This is a genomic window from Nostoc sp. (genome assembly GCF_036917555.1).
GTDB lineage: Bacteria > Cyanobacteriota > Cyanobacteriia > Cyanobacteriales > Nostocaceae > Nostoc.
The window spans coordinates 18,196-37,836 of record NZ_JBALDD010000047.1 but is presented as its reverse complement, the minus strand read 5'-3'; the positions used below and the strand labels follow the sequence as shown (position 1 = coordinate 37,836).

Here is a 19,641-nt window from a genome sequence, read left to right as displayed (position 1 = left end):
CTTCTTAATTTGAAAAGATATTGGCAATATTGTACTTTTTTAAGTTGGCTACTGGAAGAAGTTCATGCCTAATTTTCTGACCTATTTGTAATTAAATAATTTGTAAAATTAATTCCATCATGAGATAAAGGTCTATTTAGAAATGGGATTTTATCGTGATATTTGAAAAACTAAACTACAAGTTCTGAATTAAAATTAGTACATAAGTCTGATTGCATAGGCTAGGATATCGCTTAATCTGAATATATAGAAACGAATTAGATTTCTGCTTATGCTGAATTCGATTCTTCAAACTCTTGCTGAAATGTTGACTAGCGGATCTGTTCTCACTAGCACTGAGCAAATAAACTTTAGTCACCCTGGAAGCTTAGAAAATAGTAATAGAGAGCTATCACTTAATCTCTATCTGTATGATGTTCGAATCAGTAAAAAAATGCCAAATAATGGCAGACAGGTTGAACGCCATTTTGATGATTTACGACAGGTTGCAGAAGTATGTAGAGCACCCAGTTGGTTCGATATCTCCATTGTGATTACAGCCCGCGATCGCACTGTACTAGGAGAGCTTCATCTTCTGTCTGAAACTCTACTGCTGTTAATGCGTAGTCGACTATTGCGGGAGGAGTTTCTAACTCCTGACCTTCGTGGTCACGGCAACTTATCATTATCAGTCACTAGCGACCCGCCCATTGATGTAGTCAGTTTATGGAATTCTCTTTCTATTCCCATACGGCCTGCTATTTATTTGACAGTAACCGTTCCCTTTAATGTATGGAGAAAAACAACTGTGCCTTTGGTTACTGAACGACATTTTGGGGTCAATAATTCAATTCCAGCTATCAGCAGGAGCGGATCTAAAACTCAGCGAGTTGCCATTGCTGGGATTGTCAAAAATACTTTGAACTCAAAGCCATTAAAACAAGTTCGAATCATACTTCAAGGAACCGAAAAATCAGTAACTAGCAACGAGGAAGGGTATTTTATCTTTGAGAATTTGGACTCTGGAAACTACACTTTACACCTTAGACGATTTGGCTATGAGTTTAAGACTTGCAATGTTGTTGTGGACGGAAAACCATGTATCCCCAAAGAGATATTACTTATGCCCGCCTACTAAATTTCTATATCAATCGATTATCCAACAAATCAAGGAGCATTTAACATGGCTAGACTAGACTACTTTGCACCGGGTGTTTATGTTGAAGAAGTTGATCGTGGAAGTCGCCCGATTGAGGGCGTCAGTACTTCGGTCGCAGGATTTATCGGCTTTACTGAAGATGTACGAGGCGGGGCCGAACTCTTTAAACCCATGCTTGTCACAAGTTGGACTCAGTATCTTGAATACTTTGCCCGACGCAACTCTAACGGTTTCACAGACTTCGATGCGTATTTACCTTTCTCAGTTCGAGGATATTTCCTAAATGGAGGCGGACGTTGTTGGGTTACAAGTATTGGAACTCAACTCCCCAGTATTGGCCAAGAAAATTCAAAACGGCAAGCACCTGCCTTAGAGATCCCAAGACGCGGCGATCGCCCAAGTTTAAATTTATCCATCCGGCCTGAACAGTTCGATAACGGATCCATTAAAATCGCAATTCAGGATGGAATGCCTCGTGCGTTACCTCCTGCGAAGATTGTCGATAAAGCAAACGATCAGATTAAAGGTCAATCGCAGGGAACGGATAAAGTAGAAATACCTCATAATCCTCGTGAGTTCTTCTCTTTAAAAGTGTGTAGAGACGATCATGTGCTTGAGGAATACAATCACTTGAGTATGGATCCAAAGCCCCAAACGCAGGCTGTAACCTACGTTGTTGAGGCTCTGAAAAACTCTAAGTATATTTCGATTGGAGATATTGCCCAGCCCGGACTGCCCTTATCCCGACGGCCCTTGAATGGCGAATACGAACTACTGCCTCCTGCGCCGAATTCTACACCTGATAAATTTGCTAGTGAAATAGAAGGGGATCGGAGCGAACGAACTGGCGTTCTCGGCATCTTTGAAATCGACGAGATTACAATGATATGTTTTCCAGATTTAATGCGAGTCTATGAAGCTCAAATTTTAAGCCTTGAACAAGTTCATGGTGTGATGGAGACCATGATCAGCATGTCTGAAGGTTCTACTAGCGGTGATATGCCAGGGCCAACGAATCGAATGGTTGTGTTAGATCCTCCTCCCGATCTCACTAGGCCTCAAGATGTCGTTAATTGGTTAGATGAGTTTGGTCGTCGTTCCATGTTTGCGGCTCTCTATTATCCGTGGGTTAAAGTACCCAATCCTCGAAATGCAGGGCGTTCAATTCTTGTTCCTCCTTCTGGCCACATGATGGGCGTATGGGGCCGAACGGATGAATCGCGGGGTGTTTATAAAGCTCCTGCGAATGAAGTCCCCAGAGGAATTACTGGTTTAGCTTATGATGTCAACTTTAGAGAGCAAGAACTCCTTAACCCACTAGGTATCAACTGCATTCGTAAATTTCCTAACCGAGGAATTCGGATTTGGGGTGCTAGAACCCTGGTTGAACCAGACAAAACTGAATGGCGCTATATAAGTGTTAGAAGGCTCATTAGCTATATTGAACGCTCGATTGAAGCAGGAACTCAATGGGCTGTCTTTGAGCCAAATGACGAAGAGTTGTGGACACAGGTTAAATATACTGTTAGTAACTTTTTAGAGCGGATATGGCGCGAAGGTGCATTGTTTGGAGCTACTCCTAGCCAAGCCTTTTACGTCAAATGTGACGCTGAAAACAATACACCTGAAACAATGACCTTGGGGCGCTTATATATCGATGTTGGTGTATGCCCTGTACGTCCGGCTGAATTTGTAGTCTTCCGCATCAGCCAATGGAATGCTCTTGAAACAGAACAAAACTAACAATCCTCTCAAGTCAACTATTCATTGAACAAAATAACTAGGAGAAAATCATGCCAGGACCAGATTACATTGAGTGTTCTAGCTTTACCTTTACTGCCGGGTCTAAGATCAAAGATTTGCCAGTCAAGGAGTTCAGCAATATGGGGATGGATGCTCCTCCCACCGATCATGTTGCTGGATCTGGGAAACAAGGAGAAAAAACAATGCAACCAAGGCCAACACCTGTCAAACCGTTGAACCCAACGATTGTTTTGGCTGGATGTAAAGACAAGAGTGCTTATACTTGGTTTAACAAAGTTAATCCTCCTACGGGTAAAAGTCCTGACTGGAAAGGACAACTTGAAGATGCAAAAATCACTGCGTATGCAGATGGTAAGAAAGTTATGGAATGGCAGATTAAGCAATGCTATCCCTGCAAGTATTCGGTCTCTTCATTGACTGCTGCTGGTGGAGAATTAATTTGCGAAACGATAGAGTTAGTTGCTCAAGAAGTTACGCGTGAAGAATAGCTAATATTCACATTGCTCTCACGCAAAAATCACTAGCCCTCTTTTAATAGAGGGCAAACATTCTTTTTTAATCCTGTTTATTCCAGTCATTAAGATACTTTAGTTTGACGAAATAAATTATGGCAAAGTTATCTAGAAGCCCCGTTTTTTTTACTGCATCTAATTTCTATTTAGATTTAAAGCTTGATGGCTCAAGCGACGTGGTAGATGCAGTTTTCTTAGAATGTCAGGGATTTAACTATTCGCAGGATGTAATTGAGTTTAGTGAGGTTACTTCAGGTCGATGGGGCAAGGCAAACAAAGGAAAATTTGTGCAAACAAAACTTCCAGGTAATGCCAAGAGCGGAAATTTAACATTACTTCGAGGAATGACAAGTTCGATGGCTCTATGGAACTGGTTTGAGTTGATTAAGGATGGTAACTGGGCTAAACAAAGAAAAAATGCTCTTCTAACGATCTATGAAGATGGGAAAGCCCAGGCAAAATTTGAACTTACAGCAGCCTGGCCTACGCGTTACAAAATCTCAGATGTTAAATCTAATAGTCAAGAGATAGAAATTGAGGAAGTAGAAGTAGCCTACGAAGGGTTTAAACGAGTGAAGTAAGTAGTTGCACAAAATTAAATTCATTGGTGTACAGGGGTAACAGGGAACACTTCGACAAGCTCAGTGCATTGCAGGGAATAGGGAACAGATAAACAAGGTGTGTAATTAATTCTGTTTAGTTACTTAAAACAATGCTTCAAACAAAATTAGGCAGCAATAACGCCGTAAGCTCGTAGGTTTTGGTAGTTAGGATGGGATTTAATTAGCGAGTAGGGTCGGCTAGATCAACATAGTTCTGCAAGGGAAGTGCATCGTTACTAAAACAAAGATAACTGCCCTGGTGAGATATTACCTCGTCTGAATTGATAGTAATATAACAATCCGATTTGATTTCTGAAAAAATCTAAGTAAGATATGTTATCGGCGAGAGTACTTTTGCTAACAGTGTCAGGGCGTAAACTCACCCCATCTAGAGTCAGTAAATTATGGGATTGCATCCGAAATCTGGTTATTTGAAGATGTAGATAGAACATTTTTATCAGCGTAGAGAAGCAAAATCATGAAGCAAAATTTATTTAGTGTAATTGCTCTTTTAGCAACATCTACTTTAGTAGGGATTAATAGCCCTGCGAGTGCAACACCTAGTAGTTATCAAAAAAGCTGTAACAACATCTCAGTTTTTGGCAACGTTCTCTCAGCTAATTGTAGCCAAGTTAATGGCTCATTCAAGAAAACTTCAATAGTCTTACAGGGGATTGAAAATATTAACGGCACTTTGAAAGTGACTGACCCAGGTAAAGTTAGCAATTATCATTTCACTTGCCGTCATATCCGCATCAGAGGAAACTATTTAAAAGCTGCTTGTAATAGAAAAAATGGCACAACTATGTGGACTTCAGTAGTCTTGCAAGGAATTGAAAATATTAATGGTGTGCTGAAGTATACCAGCAGTCCCTGAATAGTTATCGAGATGCTAAAAAAGTAGCTCTACTTTTTTATCAGTATTTATTACACCCATTCATTAAGTAGAAGCTTATGAGTAATGGATTAGCGATCGCAGCGATAACAGCTGTATTCAAAAACTTATTAGAAGACGGCTTAGTTCAGAATGCAGCCCTGTCGAGTATGGGAAATGTGCTAGTAACCACACTTCCCCCAGATCAGATTTCTATTGGAGTCGATGGTCAACCTCAGCTAAATCTATTTCTCTACCAGGTTTCAGAAAATTGTAATGCAGATCTGGGTGGGCGCGATGCTAAAGGCGGCAAGCTACACAACCAGCCAGCCCATCATCAAGCCAGTACAGAAGAAGGTACAATTCTTCCCTTAGCCATCAATCTCCATTATGTATTGACCGCCTACGGAAACAAAGACTTTCAAACGGAAATACTGTTGGGTTATGTCATGCAGCTCATGCATCAAACTCCGGTTTTATCCAACGCCACGATTCAAGCAACGCTAAATCATGTTGCAACCATCAATCGTTCCGGTCTTTTGGCACAAGCGATTGAATCGACTTCTGTTGAAACTTTAACCGAGCAGTTAGACCAAGTAAGGATCGCGCCAAACTTGTTCGATACAGAACAGATGTCCAGATTGTGGTCGCTCTTACAAGGTTCTTATCGACCCTCAATTGCCTACGAAGTATCGATGATGTTTATTGGATCTAAGAAATCTTCACTTGCTCCAGGTTCTAGTAAAGGGGCATTGAATCAGCCGCAAATTGAGAAAATTGTTGCATCACCTACAAATAGCAAGATTGTCGCGGGGAGCAGTCTAATCATTTATGGCAAAAATCTCAGTGCGGATATAACTCTGCTCCGTCTGAACGGAGGAGAAAACCTATTAGAACCACAAATTGTTGAAGACAACAGAATTTTGTTTAAACTGCCTCAAAATCTATATGCTGGGGTGCAGAAGGTTCAAGTTGTTCATCAACAACTATATAAGTACCAAAACTATAAAGATTTAGAGGTAGTGTCGAATGAGCAGACTTTCGTTTTGCATCCAACCATAGACAACAGTGCTGTTATAGCTTTTCAGGATTAATATCATTCATTTATTGTGAGGTTAAAAGGAAATTAATGGTAGAAACAAGATCGGGTGGACGACGCCCCGGAGGACGAGAGGGTACTAGAAGTCATACTCAAACAACAAGTAGTAGCACTAATTACAAAGAGATTGAAAAAGCAATTGGTAGTCGCCCAAAGTTCGATGATAATGTGGTAAAACAAGTCTATAGCAACGCCAGAAAAAGTGTCAATGCTAATGGCGAAACTACATATGAATGTGCAGCATCACGTGAATTCTTTACAAAAGATCAAACGTCGATCGATCATATTATAGACTGGAAAACACATTGCGAAGATTATTGTCAAAGAAATAACGGAATTTTTGATAATGGGACTCTCGACAGAGATATAGTTAGAGAAGGTTATAACGACATAAGTAATCTCCGAGTAGTTAGCAAATCGGAAAACTCTAGTAAGGGCGACAGACGCATCTCTTCTAGGAGAAATAATGTATTGTCATGAACTAGATAAAAACTTGTAGTTTTTTAAAGAAATTGTCATTCATTATTTTATTTTCATAAGCCAAAAGCATTAGGCTGAGGCTGAATAAGTTGATAGATATTAATTTAAAGCTTCAAAAAATAATATTATTTGAATTTTTGAAGAAAGTTATAATATCAAAAATAATGACAAATAAATTTTGATTGGTTGTTACTTTTATAAATGTTAGTTATGACTCTTGCAAATACTTATAAAAATTGGCAGCAAGAAAATAAAGACTTTTTACTTGCTGCTCTCGATCGACTTACAAATATTCTGAAAAGTTATATCGATCAATGTAAAAATGATTCTTTAAGAGATTTGCCTAGTCAAAGTGAAGCTTGTTTTCCTCCAAAAAATATAGAAGTAGAAATTTCTGCTCACCCTGCACTAGAAGTACTCTGTAAACGGTTTAATCTTTCAGATTTTGAAAAAAATTTACTTTTGCTTTGCGTTGGAGTTGAGTTGGATTTAAATTTCTCTGATTTATGTGCCGAAGCTCACGGTGTTAATCATCAAAATTATCCAACGTTTGGTTTAGCTCTTCGTGTATTTCCCAATTCCCACTGGAGTGCATTGGCACCTGATGCACCGCTTCGCCGCTGGAAGTTAATTGATTTAGGCCCAGGTAGAACCCTCACCAACATAGCCTTGTATATAGATGAGAGAATTCTTCATTATATAGTGGGCGTGCAAACGACAGATACACTACTAACAGGAATGACTGAGCTATCCCAAAACGTCCAGCAACTTATACCCTCTCATCAGAGCGTGGCTGACAAAATAGAGGCTTTATGGAAACTAAGCTCCTCTAATAATATTCTCCCCATCATTCAACTGTGTGGCTCAGAAATAGAAGATAAGACAGATATTGCTCAAGCTGTTTGTAATCACTTTGAGCAACAGGTGAGTATTTTAAACTGTCATCGCATCCCTCTTAACCCCGAAGATTTATCATTGTTTATTTGTCGATTGGAAAGAGAATGCATTTTAGCTGGTAGAGTCCTTCTTCTAAATTGTGATGATATTGATCCTTTCGACCAACTACAAAGAGCTGCGATTAATCAACTCCTTGAGCAACTAGGAGGCTTTATAATCGTTACGACACTTTCTCCACTTCAAGGTATAAAGCGTCAGATGATTCGCTTTGATGTTCCTAAACCCCTACCTCAAGAACAGTTAATTACCTGGGAAACTTCTGTGGCCGAACTCAAAACTCAACTCAACGGGCAAGGGAAGTTTATCCCAGACTCAAAACAGTTGATGCAAGATTTGCAAGAACTTACTTCTCAGTTTCAACTTAGTAATTCTATGATTCGTCGAGCCTGTACAGCAACAGTTGGAACGTTAACAATGCCATCCGCTCCTTCCCTAAAACAGGCTCTATGGCAAAGCTGCCGCGTCCAAGCTCGTCCTGGATTAGATGAGCTTGCAGAGCGAATTGAATCTAAATTGTCCTGGGAAGATTTAGTATTGCCACCCCTTCAGAAGGGAATCCTAAAGGAAATTTCGGCTCATGTCCGACAGAAGGCCAAAGTATACGAAAAGTGGGGATTCGCATCTAAAAGTAGACGCGGACTGGGTATTACAGCGCTATTTTCTGGACCTAGCGGAACCGGAAAAACTCTGGCAGCAGGTGTTCTTGCCAATGAGCTGAACCTTGATGTCTATAAAATTGAACTTTCTGCTGTTGTCAGTAAGTATATTGGCGAAACCGAGAAAAATCTACAGCAAATATTTAATGCGGCTGAGAGCGGAGGTGTAATTTTACTTTTTGATGAGGCAGACTCTATTTTTGGTAAACGGAGTGAAGTTAAAGATTCTAAAGATCGCAATGCCAATCTAGAAGTCAGTTATTTACTTCAGCGAATGGAATCCTATCCAGGAATGGCTATTTTAACGACGAATTTACAGAGTAATTTAGACCCTGCATTCATGCGGCGACTTCGGTTCGTGACTCAATTTTCTCTCCCAGATGCCGCCCATCGATCTGAAATTTGGCGACGGATTTTTCCACCTGATACCCCAACTGAAGGCTTAAACTTTGAAAAACTGGCTCAACTTAACACTCCTGGCGGTAATATCCGCATCATTGCCCTTAACTCAGCCTTTATGGCCGCCGATGCAGAAGAGCCTGTCCAAATGAAGCATATTCTTAAAGCAACTCAAACAGAGTATGAAAAACTAGGGAAATCATTAACGAGCGTAGAAATTTCTGGCTGGATTTAAGGTTGTGTCGCAAAAACTTACTGAAGACAAAATATCCTCATTAATTGGATCTGGTTATGCAGCAACTTCAAAAATTTGAGGCACGAATCCAGTCAGAGTTTTAAAAGTTGCTTTTGATTTTTGCTTTCGGAAAGTGACAAATGAGGGGTATTAAGCACCGTACCAGTTGTATTCCTTGCCATACATTAGCAATTTTTGTGTTTTATTATACTATAATTCTGTGCCAGTTGCGTAAGCTTTGAGATTATTTATTTTTCCTAGCTTGCTAAAACCAGTCTTTTTGTTGTTTGATAAATAAATATTCTATGCTAGCAAGGTAAAAGTATAAGCATTTTGACCGATTTCTACTCTCAAGTTTTTATAATGCCTACAACTTGCATAATTAGCTTGCTTTGCTCCCAATAAGTTCAGTAAAGCTAAAATCACACAAAACAATGCAGTGTATTTAATACTTGCATATTGCTGGGAGCAACGCGATTTGGTGAGATCGGGGTTAAATTATCAATTACATCGCTAAATTCTCAATAAAACCAAGTTTTTGTTGCGATGCCTATGGCGGGCTACGCCTAAGCGTACCGGAGGTAATCGCATCCTGAAATAGCCTATTTCCGTTCTTGGTTTTAACACTTCACCAAATCGCGTTGCTCCCCTTGCATATATTGTAAACCTCATTTTGTTGTCCAGTAGGGGGAAAAATAATGGTGCTTAATTTTACCAAAATTGATAGTATTCCTGTACTACCAAAGCGGCAGAATAATCTTAACAAATTTTCTACCTATATTATGCTTACTAACCAAAATAATCAATTAGTGTTGCAATGGAAACATCAACCTTCTCTGCAACGTAATTTGAAATTATATGAAGAAAAGCATGACTATTTTTCTAATTTATTTTGCCACCAGGGTAAAGGAATAGACGTCGCAAATTTTTGGCGAAAAGTAGCATTTGATGAATCACAATTAATAGCAGATTGGGAACCAAGTAATAAAATACAACTTGCCTATGAACATTTAGCAAGTTACTTTGAAGAAAAATGCTATTGGGCTGCCAAAGACTTATGTAAAGAGCGTAACGCCAATTCTTGGGAAGAATATCTATGTATTGCTAGATTGCTAATTTACAATCCCCTAAAATTGAAAGAAATTTTAGTTAAATATAATTCTCAAAGTGCGAATTTAGATACATATATAACTAACATATTAACAAATCATATTAAATTTTCAGCAGAAGTTAATAGATTTTCACGGTGGAGATTGTTATACAAAAAGAGTGAAAAAGAACTCAAAGAAGCACTAAAAGTATTCGGAATCATTGAACCAGAAATTTCATTAATTATTTTTGCTAGAAAATATTTTAAGCAAGTTTATTTAATTAACAAGGTTAAAAATCCAACCAGAACTATAGGTAAAAAATGGATAGCCCCTGACGAGGAAGATTTTGAAAAATCTGCTCAATGTTATAACGCAGAAAAGGTATTACCAACCGCACCCCATGAGGTATTTACTAATTCTACTAAGGTGACTGCAAAACAAATTCAAGATTGGATGGAGATTTGCATTAAAGCTTTAGAAAGTTATCCAATGTCAATTCTACCAAAATTTTCACTTGATGCCTTGCAATTAGATGGATTTGAAGTTAAATCAGAATTACAAGTTCCGGAAATTGAATGGGAAAAGATATCAAGCACTGAGGATACAAGAGAACAAGGATTTTTGGCGAATCAAGCTAATTCAATTTTATCTGAGCAACTTCAATCCATGAAACTGGATGATCGGAAAATTTTACTTCTCTATTATGGGTTTGGACTCAATCAAAAACAGCTAGCAGATAGACTAGAAATGAATCAAAGTACAATTTCTCGTTATCTAACTAAATCTACAATCAAATTATTAGAAGCTATAGCAAGAATCTCCCAACCACAACAATGGGTTAAACAGTATATAAGACGATGGTTAGAAAGCGAGTATCATGCACCAGTACACTCAGATTTGATTCAAGCAGCTTTGGTGTCAGCCATCAAGAAATTAGTAAACGAAGAACGCGAGATTTTACAACTTTATTATGGAGAGCAAATAGATGAAATAAAAATTGCTTCTCAGTTAGGTATTAGCTTGAATGAAATAGCTACAAGAATTACTAGAGCAAGAAATATCTTACAAGAAAAATTGATGCAAGAAGTAAATATTTGGATTAAAGAATATTTAGAAAAGTGGTTAGGTAATTATTACAAATCTATCATCAAATTAGTGTTGAAAAATGAAGATAAATCAGGAAAGAAAGAATTAAAACTAGAAGAAAAGATTTTTCTAGTGGAAATATATATCCAAAATCAGCTGTATTAACTTTATTAGGGAGGAGGAAGATGATGTTGAGTTTATCAGATTTCGTAAATATTGACACTAAGCATATTTGGTTGCAGGTAGAGACAGCCGAACAAGAAAAAGTATGGCAGCTTTCTCAACATCACTCCAATGCGATCGCAATTTACAATGCTTATCTTAATCGCATCTGCTTGAGTCGCTTACTCACTTGGTTTCAGATGTCCTTACAAGAATCCACGTTACGTGCAGAGGTATTTCCTAATGAAGAAAATTTACCTACGATCTTAGAGATAGTAAATGGCACAGCAATTAAGGTGGGTGAAAGCAAGATAGTATTAGTGCCGACTGAAACAATAGATATAGAAGAATTGTGCATACCGCAAGAATGGGTAGATATTAATAGTTGGGCGGCTGACTATTATATACCAGTGCAGGTAAATTTGGATGGCGATGATGATGATTGTTGGATACGAGTATGCGGGTTTGCTACCCATCGTCAATTGAAAAACCAAGGCAAATATAATTCAAGCGATCGCACTTATTCTTTACCTATCGAACAGTTAACTGAAAACTTCACTTTACTTTTTGCTACATTGGGACTGCGTTGGCGAGAAGAAATTCCACCTGAAGCAACTTTGTCAGCAGCAGAAGCTCAAAACCTATTGCAGACATTGAGTGATGCTTCTATTTATTCTCCCAGGGTACATTTGGATATACCATTTGCTCAATGGGCGGCATTAATTTCCAACGAACAGTGGCGACAAAAACTGTATAATCAACGTTTAAGTAAAGAAAAAAATACTGTATCCACTGCTAAGAAATACTTGTCACCAAGCATAGAATCAATGAATAGCGTCTCTGGAGACTCCTCATTTATTCAGGTGAACCTTAATCAATGGTTTCAGAAGCTGTTTGCAGCAGGATGGCAACCTATTGACGAAGTTTTAAATTCACAGCTAGGAAATTTAGCATTTGAGTTCAGAAGTTTTTCTGCAACTAGTAAAACAGGTGTAAATGGAGTTAAGCTAATTGATTTGGGGGTACAATTAGGAGGACAATCTTTAGCACTGATGCTTGCTCTATCGCAGGAAGAAGACAAAAAAACTGCGATCATCGTACAAGTTCATCCCACTGGTAATAAGAAGTATTTGCCACCAAATCTCAAAATTATGCTTTTAGAATCGGGAAATATTTTACAACAAATTGAATCGAGAAGTCTGGATTGCTACATTCAACTTAACCGTTTTAAAGGTTTAAGCGGAACCAGGTTTTCTATCCAACTGACTCTTGATGATTTCAGGATGACAGAAAACTTTTCTATTTGAAATTATATCAGGTTTGGGTAATTACTTATATTATCAATACAGGACAGGTTAGGTTTGACAAGGTTCAATCCAAGATGAACTCTAAACTTGCGTTGGGTTACTTTTCTCCTGTCGGAGACGCTACGCGAACGCGTCTACGTTCCTCAATCTAATAACCTAAAGATATTATAAGTGTTTAAGCAAACCTGAGATTAGCTAATTAGTATTTCCAAGTCATGAGTTAACATAAAAATGCCTAATAATATACATTAAAACGGTATACATTCTGCCTGTAAATTCTAGCTATTTTATAATTAAAGATGAGTAAGTTAATTGTTATCAGCTTAGAAAAAGGTAACTTAAACGATGGCTTTTTCCCTGTAACTGCACAATTGTGGGAAACTAACAACTCTCGTCCGATAAAATTTACAGCTAGTTTACCTCCTGCACCAAACATTGCTGAACTCTATAAACGCTTTCAATTAATATATCAAGCACTTCATAAACGATTCGTGAGTCGTTCGGGACTCGAAGTAGAATCGACAGGTTTAAATAACGTTAGTGAAGTAGATTTTAGTGAAGTTCAAGAACAGTTATATGAAGCAATCAATTCTTGGCTAAATTCTGATTTATTTCGCCCAATTGATCAAAAATTACGAGAGAAATTAGCTTTAGATGAAGAATTTCAAGTTATCATTGAAGCCAGTGATTATCTTTTGCAACGCCTACCTTGGCATTTGTGGAATTTTATCGAGCATTACCAATTATGCGAAGTTGCTGTAAGTACTCCAAAATATGAGCGAGTCAGACCATTACCCAAACAGAAAACAAATAAAGTTAGAATATTGGCAATTTTGGGTAATAGTCAAGGAATTGATATTCAGCAAGATAGAAATATTTTAGAACAATTACCAAATGCATCGACAGTATTTTTAGTAGAGCCTTCACGTCAGGAGTTAGATAAGTGGCTTTGGGACGAACAAGGCTGGGATATACTTTTTTTTGCAGGTCACAGTCATAGCCAAGATGATCGGGGTAAGATACATATAAATCAAACTAGTAGTTTAACAATAACCGAGTTAAAAAATGCGTTGATTTACGCAATTGCACGCGGTTTAAAAATAGCTATTTTCAATTCTTGTGATGGTTTGGGATTAGCGCGACAGTTAATTGATTTGCAAATTAACCAAATTATTGTCATGCGGGAAGAAATACCGGACTTTATAGCACAAGAGTTTGTGAAACATTTCTTGGGAGCTTTTTCTGAAGGTCAATCTTTCTATTTAGCAGTGCGTTATGCACGTTCAAGATTACAGGGTTTGGAAGAGGAATTTCCTGGTGCTTCTTGGCTACCTGTGATTTGTCAAAATATAGCGGAAGAGACTTTAACTTGGCAAGAATTATCTGGTCAAACTAACATAACTGCTTTTCCTAAATTGACAGCGCGGAATCTGAAAATCACATTTTTAGTGAGTGTCTTAATCACCGGCTTAATTACGGGAGTGCGATCGCTCGGCTTCATGCAAAAATGGGAACTGTCAGCTTTCGACTCAATGATGCGGATGCGACCTGACGAAGGTGTAGATAAGCGTCTTTTGGTGATTACTCTCACAGAAGCAGATATTCAGGCTCAAGAACAAAAACAAAAATCATCACTATCAGATAGTACACTACAAAAACTATTGCAAAAATTGTCACTTTACAAGCCAAGAGCCATTGGTTTGGATATTTATCGAGATTTTCCGGTAGGTTCTCAATATCCAGATTTAGCAAATAATTTGCGAACAAACAACAATTTTATTGCTACCTGTCCACTTGGCGGTAGCAAACAACAAGCAGTTGGGATTTCACCACCACCGGAAATTCCACCTAACCGCATAGGTTTTAGTGATGTTGTACTTGATAGCGATTTAGTAATTCGTCGTAATCTACTATCTATAACACCAGAACCGCAATCAAATTGCAAGTCGCCCTACTCACTCAACTTCCAACTTGCACGACAATATCTAGCTAAAGAAGGCATCAAATTCGATATTACTGACGAAAACTACTTGCAGCTTGGCAAAATAGTCTTTAAACCCATAGATATCCCCACAGGTGGTTACCAACAATTTGACGCAAAAGGACACCAAATACTACTTAATTATCGCTCTTCGCGGGAGGTTGCAAAACAAGTCAGTGTCTCACAAGTCCTGAATAATCAATTCGACCCCAACTGGATAAAAGATAAGATTGTTTTGATTGGCGTTGACTCACAAAGCGCTAAAGACTATTTTCTTACACCCTACAGTATGGCAACTACCCCATACCAGGAAATTCCAGGGGTACTGCTTCACGCAAATATGGTTAGTCAAATTATAAGTGCTGTTTTAGACAAGCGCCCTCTGCTGTGGGTTTTACCTGTATGGGGTGAAATCTTGTGGATTTGCAGTACATCTTTGGTAGCCGGAATATTAGCTGTATACAGTCGTTCACTATTGAAACTTGCTATTCTCATCAGTGCTGAATTACTCATCCTCTACGGTTGCTGTTTTGTTCTGTTGCTATATGGAGGTTGGATGCCATTCCTTCCCTCTGCACTGGCATTAGTAATCACTGGAATCAGTGTAAAAAATACGAAAAATTATTCATAAAAAAATAACTGTAAATAATTGAAAATTTAATTATGACTAAAATCAACTTTCTTTCATCACTAAAAGCATTAGTATTGAGTGCAACTTTTTTATTAATTAATATTACGCAATTACCAGTACAATCTCAGCAATCAAACACTACAAAAATACGTTTTGTTCAGCCACCCTTAGAAAAACAACCAGAAAATCGGGGCGCACCGAGAGACAGAATAGGTGCAGGAACTCGCGGTAATTGCCCAGCCGTTAACAAACCTCTCACAGCGTTAGTACCTTTGGTGTCAAAAACCGTAAGTCAGAAGCAAGTAACAACAGGCACAGCTACCACACAATATGTTTTAAGCTTAACCACAGATAAACATCCAACTTTTTGGTTTTACGTTCCCTATGTACCCAACAATATCAACTCGGTGAAATTTGTCTTACTAGATGAAAAAAATAACTCTCTCACCAAAGAACCAATTTCTATTACTTTATCCAATACGCCAGGAGTGATTAGGGTTAATGTTCCTGCAACAGAGAAACCCCTGGAAATTGGACAATATTATCACTGGTACTTTTTGGTTGATTGTAACCCGCAAAGCCGCTCAGAAGATATAGCAGTTGAAGGGTTAGTACAACGCATTGTCCCAAAAGATGAATTAACACGTCGCTTACAGACAGCAACCCCACGTCAACGAGTAGCTCTTTATGCTCAAGCAGGTATTTGGCAAGATGCTCTAACTACTTTAGGAGAACTTCGCGCCCGCCAACACCAAGATGCAAGCTTGGCGACTGATTGGAAAGATTTGTTGGAGTCTGTGGGGTTGGAAAACATTTCTAACGAAGCGATCGCACCTTGTTGTACTTTTTAACATGGGCAAAGGGGAGCCAGTGCGTTGGGCGGCTCTGCCGACTTGTTCGCGTAGCGTCTCCGACAGGAGAAGCAACTGGCGTCATTGGATATCTGCAAAAACTTTTTTTACTTCTTTAGAGGGATACAATTTTGATAAAATATATGCGTATTGGGTGCTTCAGAGGAAGAGGAATTGCGATGATCGCGCAAGCCCTAACTTGTCAGTTCGCTGGTGCAATAATATTGTCTGCTAATTGCGCGATCGCCCAAATTACACCGGATGCCACTCTCCCGAATAATTCTAATGTCAAATTAGAGGGCAACACCACAATTATTGAGGGTGGAACGACAAGAGGCGGTAATCTGTTCCACAGTTTCTCTGAGTTCTCTGTTCTCGATGGAAGTACTGCTTTCTTCAATAATTCACTAGATATTCAGAACATCCTGACACGAGTAACAGGTAAGTCAATTTCTAATATTGATGGCTTAATTCGTGCTAATGGTAAAACAAACTTATTCTTACTTAATCCCAATGGCATTGTATTTGGGCCAAAGGGCAGCTTAAGTATTGGTGGTTCTTTGGTTGCGACAACAGCCAACGCTTTACAATTTGGTAGTCTAGGCAACTTCAGCGCTACAAATCCAGAAGCGCCTTCACCGTTACTGACGATTAACCCTTCAGCTTTTTTATACAACCAAATACCTACAGGAGCAATTGAAAATAGATCAGTTGCAGCTGCTGGTCTTCACTTAGCAAATTTTGAAACGTATGGTTTGCGAGTACCTGATGGTAAAAGCATATTACTAATCGGTGGTAATGTAACGATGACTGGCGAACCTGGCGGACAATTAAATGCTTATGGTGGACGAATTGAATTAGCAGGATTAGCTGCTCCAGGAAGTATAAATCTTGATATTAATGGCGACATTTTTAGTACTCAAGTACCCGCATTATCACGAAGTGATGTATTTTTGAATAATGGAGCGATCGCTAATGTTTCTTATGCGACTGGTGGTAGTATTGCAGTCAACGCACGCAACATAGATTTGTTAAAAGGAAGTGCACTCAATGCTGGTATCGAGGCAAATTTGGGATCAGCAACTGCAAAAGCAGGAAATATTACTCTTGATGCCACCGAAGCAATCAGGATACAAGACCGAAGCGAAATTAGAAATCAGGTTCGAACCAATGGCGCCGGCAATGCTGGTGATATTAATATTACTACTGGCTTATTGACCGTAAAGGACAGAGCTGGAATTTACACTCGTTCCGTAGATGATCATTCCTTGCAGCGTCCAGGTAATGCCGGCAATATCAATATCAATGCTCGCGGACAAGTCTCTTTTCTAGATGAAAGTATTGGCTCAACTACTTTACAACCTACAGAACCTACAGGTGTAGGAAAAAGTGGAGATTTGCAGATTCAAGCTGATTCTGTGTTAGTTGGTAACAACTCTCAATTAAAGGTTAGTACTTTAGGTACGGGAGATGCTGGCAATTTAACAATTGATGCTGCTAATACCGTTGATTTTTATAATAATTCCTTTGCCTTCAGCCGAGTTGAAAAAGGAGAAGGTAATGGCGGGATTATAAAAATCAACACGGGTTCACTCACGCTGGCCAATAATTCAATTCTTGATGCCAGTACCATTGCAAAAGGAAATGCGGGCAGTGTGAAAATACAGGCTCGCGATAATGTATCCTTTACAAATAATAGTAGAGCGGTTACCACAGTCCAAGGAGGCGGCAAAGGAAATGGAAATGACCTTTCAATCCAAGCAAGGTCAGTTTCGGTTACTGATGGATCATTTTTAACAGCAGGTACTTTCGGTCAAGGCAACGCAGGTAATGTAATAATTGATGCTATCGATTCGGTTCGATTTGATGGTAGTAACACTTATGCTGCTAGCAGCGTAGGTTTGGAAGGATATGGCGAAGGATTAGGCGACGGAGGTATAATAAAAATCTCTACAGGTTCGCTTCAGCTCACTAATCAAGCCAAATTAACAGCAGAAAGCTACAGCAAAGAAGGAAATGCAGGTAATGTCATCATTAATGCCCGCGATACCGTCTCTTTATTAGATGGAAGTTCTATAAAAACCCTGTTAGGAGGGCAAGTAAAGGGTAAAGCAGGTAATATCAGCATTACCACAGGTTCACTCTCAGTTGCCAGTGGTTCCTCGCTCCAGGCTGATACTTATGGATTAGGAGACGGCGGTAATATTAGTATTCAAGCACGAGATAATGTGTCTTTTATAACTGAGGGAGGAGCTTATAGTAGAGCACAAGAAAATGCCAATGGTAAAGGAGGTGATATAGATATTAAAGCGGATTCTTTGACCCTGAGTGATGGTTCTTTTATAGCAACAAGCACTCTAGGAGAAGGAAATTCTGGCAGTGTAAGTATTAATGCCGCTAATTCCGTTAATTTAAGTGGAGTTAACCAAAAAGGTTTTCCCGGAGGCATTTACACCGAAGTTGCGAGTATTAAACCTGGTAATGGAGGCGATATAAATATCACTGCTAGGTCATTGAAAGTCACTGATGGTGCCCTCTTGGCTACTCGTACAAATGGTAATGGAAATGCTGGTATAGTCAATATCAACGCCACTGATTTCGTTTTATTTGATGGTGTAGGCAATAACAACAACAGAAGTGGTGCTTATAGTCTTGTGTTACCTCAAGGAACAGGTGCGGCAAATGATATTAACATTAATACAGGCTCACTTTTTTTACGAAATGGTGCAAACTTGCGTGCAGGCACAGATGGAGAAGGGAATGCAGGAAAAATAAACATTATTGCTCAAGATATGGTATCTATTGACGGAGCAAGCGCTAATGGATTGCCAAGTACGATTGAGAGTAAGGTAGGAGAAAATGCTGTGGGCGATGCAGGGAATGTTGATATTACAACTAGGTCACTTTTTATTACCAATGACGCCGAACTATCTAGCAGCAGTAAGGGAAATGGAGCAGCAGGTAATTTAACGGTAAATGCTGATTTGATTAGTCTTGACAACCAAGGCAAAATTTCAGCCGACACTATTGCAAGACAAGGCAATATAAATCTAAATCCAAGAGATTTATTATTAATGCGTCGTAATAGTGAAATTACTACTAAAGCGTCTGGAAATAATATTACTGGTGGTAATATTACAATCGATGGCAAAAATGCTTTTCTTGTTACAGTTCAAAATGAAAATAGTAATATTCGTGCTGATTCTGAAAACTTTCGTGGTGGAAATGTCAAGATTAATGTTGCTCAAATCTTTGGTTTTCAATCTCAAACAACATCATTCCCGCTAATAAGTAGCATTACTGCAAAAGGAGCAAGTCCTGACTTGAGCGGAAATATACAAATCAATACCCCTGATACAGATCCTAGTAAAGGATTAGTTTCTTTAACAACAGATGTGGTGGATGTCGCCCGTTTAGTAGACGATAACATCTGCGCGAGAACTGCTCAGAGTAGTTTCACTTATACCGGACATGGTGGTTTACCTCCCTCTCCTAACAACACACTTAATACTGATGCGGTATGGGAAGATTGGCGACTCACTGCTCTATCAAAGGGAAGAGAGGGAGAAAAAGATAAGGGGAACTCGGAGTCCCCTCTGGGGATAAGGGAACAAGGGGGAGAGAATAAATCCTTAAGCCCTACTCAAATTGTAGAAGCGCAGGGGTGGATAATTAATCAGAATGGGGAAGTGATTCTTACAGCTTACGCTCCTACCGCAACACCACACCAAGTAGGGAGTTCATCATCTGGATGTCAGTCATCAATTGCCAAGTAATGGACACGGGGCATAGGGCAATGGTGATTGTTTTGGAGTA

At 39.0% G+C, this 19,641-nt stretch carries 13 protein-coding genes; all 13 read left to right on the top strand.

The features are described from left to right. Positions 1-271: 271 nt before the first annotated feature. The 13 genes from V7K60_RS18300 (at position 272) to V7K60_RS18240 (ending at position 19,601) form a co-directional block, all read left to right on the top strand. Positions 272-1,117 carry a beta-sandwich domain-containing protein gene (locus V7K60_RS18300; RefSeq protein ID WP_334927246.1) on the top strand — a complete coding sequence of 282 codons (846 nt, stop codon included), beginning with the start codon at positions 272-274 and terminating at the stop codon, positions 1,115-1,117. 192 nt (positions 1,118-1,309) lie between these two features. Then, a complete protein-coding gene (locus tag V7K60_RS18295) occupies positions 1,310-2,881 on the top strand; it encodes a phage tail sheath family protein (protein WP_442944422.1) in 1,572 nt (523 codons plus the stop codon). A gap of 50 nt (positions 2,882-2,931) precedes the next feature. Then, positions 2,932-3,390 carry a phage tail protein gene (locus V7K60_RS18290; RefSeq protein WP_334927244.1) on the top strand — a complete coding sequence of 153 codons (459 nt, stop codon included), beginning with the start codon at positions 2,932-2,934 and terminating at the stop codon, positions 3,388-3,390. A 119-nt stretch (positions 3,391-3,509) separates the two neighbouring features. Next, positions 3,510-3,995 carry a phage tail protein gene (locus V7K60_RS18285; protein ID WP_334927243.1) on the top strand — a complete coding sequence of 162 codons (486 nt, stop codon included), beginning with the start codon at positions 3,510-3,512 and terminating at the stop codon, positions 3,993-3,995. Positions 3,996-4,494: 499 nt separating this feature from the next. Next, positions 4,495-4,893, top strand: coding sequence for a CVNH domain-containing protein (locus tag V7K60_RS18280; RefSeq protein ID WP_334927242.1), 399 nt, complete (start codon positions 4,495-4,497; stop codon positions 4,891-4,893). A 77-nt stretch (positions 4,894-4,970) separates the two neighbouring features. After that, complete coding sequence (locus tag V7K60_RS18275; RefSeq protein ID WP_334927241.1) at positions 4,971-5,984, top strand: DUF4255 domain-containing protein; 1,014 nt, start codon at positions 4,971-4,973, stop codon at positions 5,982-5,984. Between the two features lie 35 nt (positions 5,985-6,019). After that, positions 6,020-6,469, top strand: coding sequence for a hypothetical protein (locus V7K60_RS18270; protein ID WP_334927240.1), 450 nt, complete (start codon positions 6,020-6,022; stop codon positions 6,467-6,469). A 210-nt stretch (positions 6,470-6,679) separates the two neighbouring features. Next, a complete protein-coding gene (locus tag V7K60_RS18265) occupies positions 6,680-8,716 on the top strand; it encodes an ATP-binding protein (RefSeq protein WP_334927239.1) in 2,037 nt (678 codons plus the stop codon). A 698-nt stretch (positions 8,717-9,414) separates the two neighbouring features. Next, the gene (locus V7K60_RS18260) at positions 9,415-11,058 is read left to right on the top strand and encodes a sigma-70 family RNA polymerase sigma factor (protein ID WP_334927238.1); all 1,644 of its coding nucleotides are present in this window, start codon (positions 9,415-9,417) and stop codon (positions 11,056-11,058) included. A 20-nt stretch (positions 11,059-11,078) separates the two neighbouring features. Beyond that, a complete protein-coding gene (locus V7K60_RS18255; RefSeq protein WP_334927237.1) occupies positions 11,079-12,362 on the top strand; it encodes a DUF1822 family protein in 1,284 nt (427 codons plus the stop codon). Positions 12,363-12,661: 299 nt separating this feature from the next. Further along, positions 12,662-14,974, top strand: a complete 2,313-nt coding sequence (locus V7K60_RS18250) for a CHASE2 domain-containing protein (protein ID WP_334927236.1) — start codon at positions 12,662-12,664, stop codon at positions 14,972-14,974. 32 nt (positions 14,975-15,006) lie between these two features. Continuing rightward, positions 15,007-15,825, top strand: a complete 819-nt coding sequence (locus tag V7K60_RS18245; RefSeq protein ID WP_334927235.1) for a DUF928 domain-containing protein — start codon at positions 15,007-15,009, stop codon at positions 15,823-15,825. A gap of 179 nt (positions 15,826-16,004) precedes the next feature. Then, positions 16,005-19,601, top strand: coding sequence for a two-partner secretion domain-containing protein (locus tag V7K60_RS18240; RefSeq protein ID WP_334927234.1), 3,597 nt, complete (start codon positions 16,005-16,007; stop codon positions 19,599-19,601). Positions 19,602-19,641: the final 40 nt, after the last annotated feature.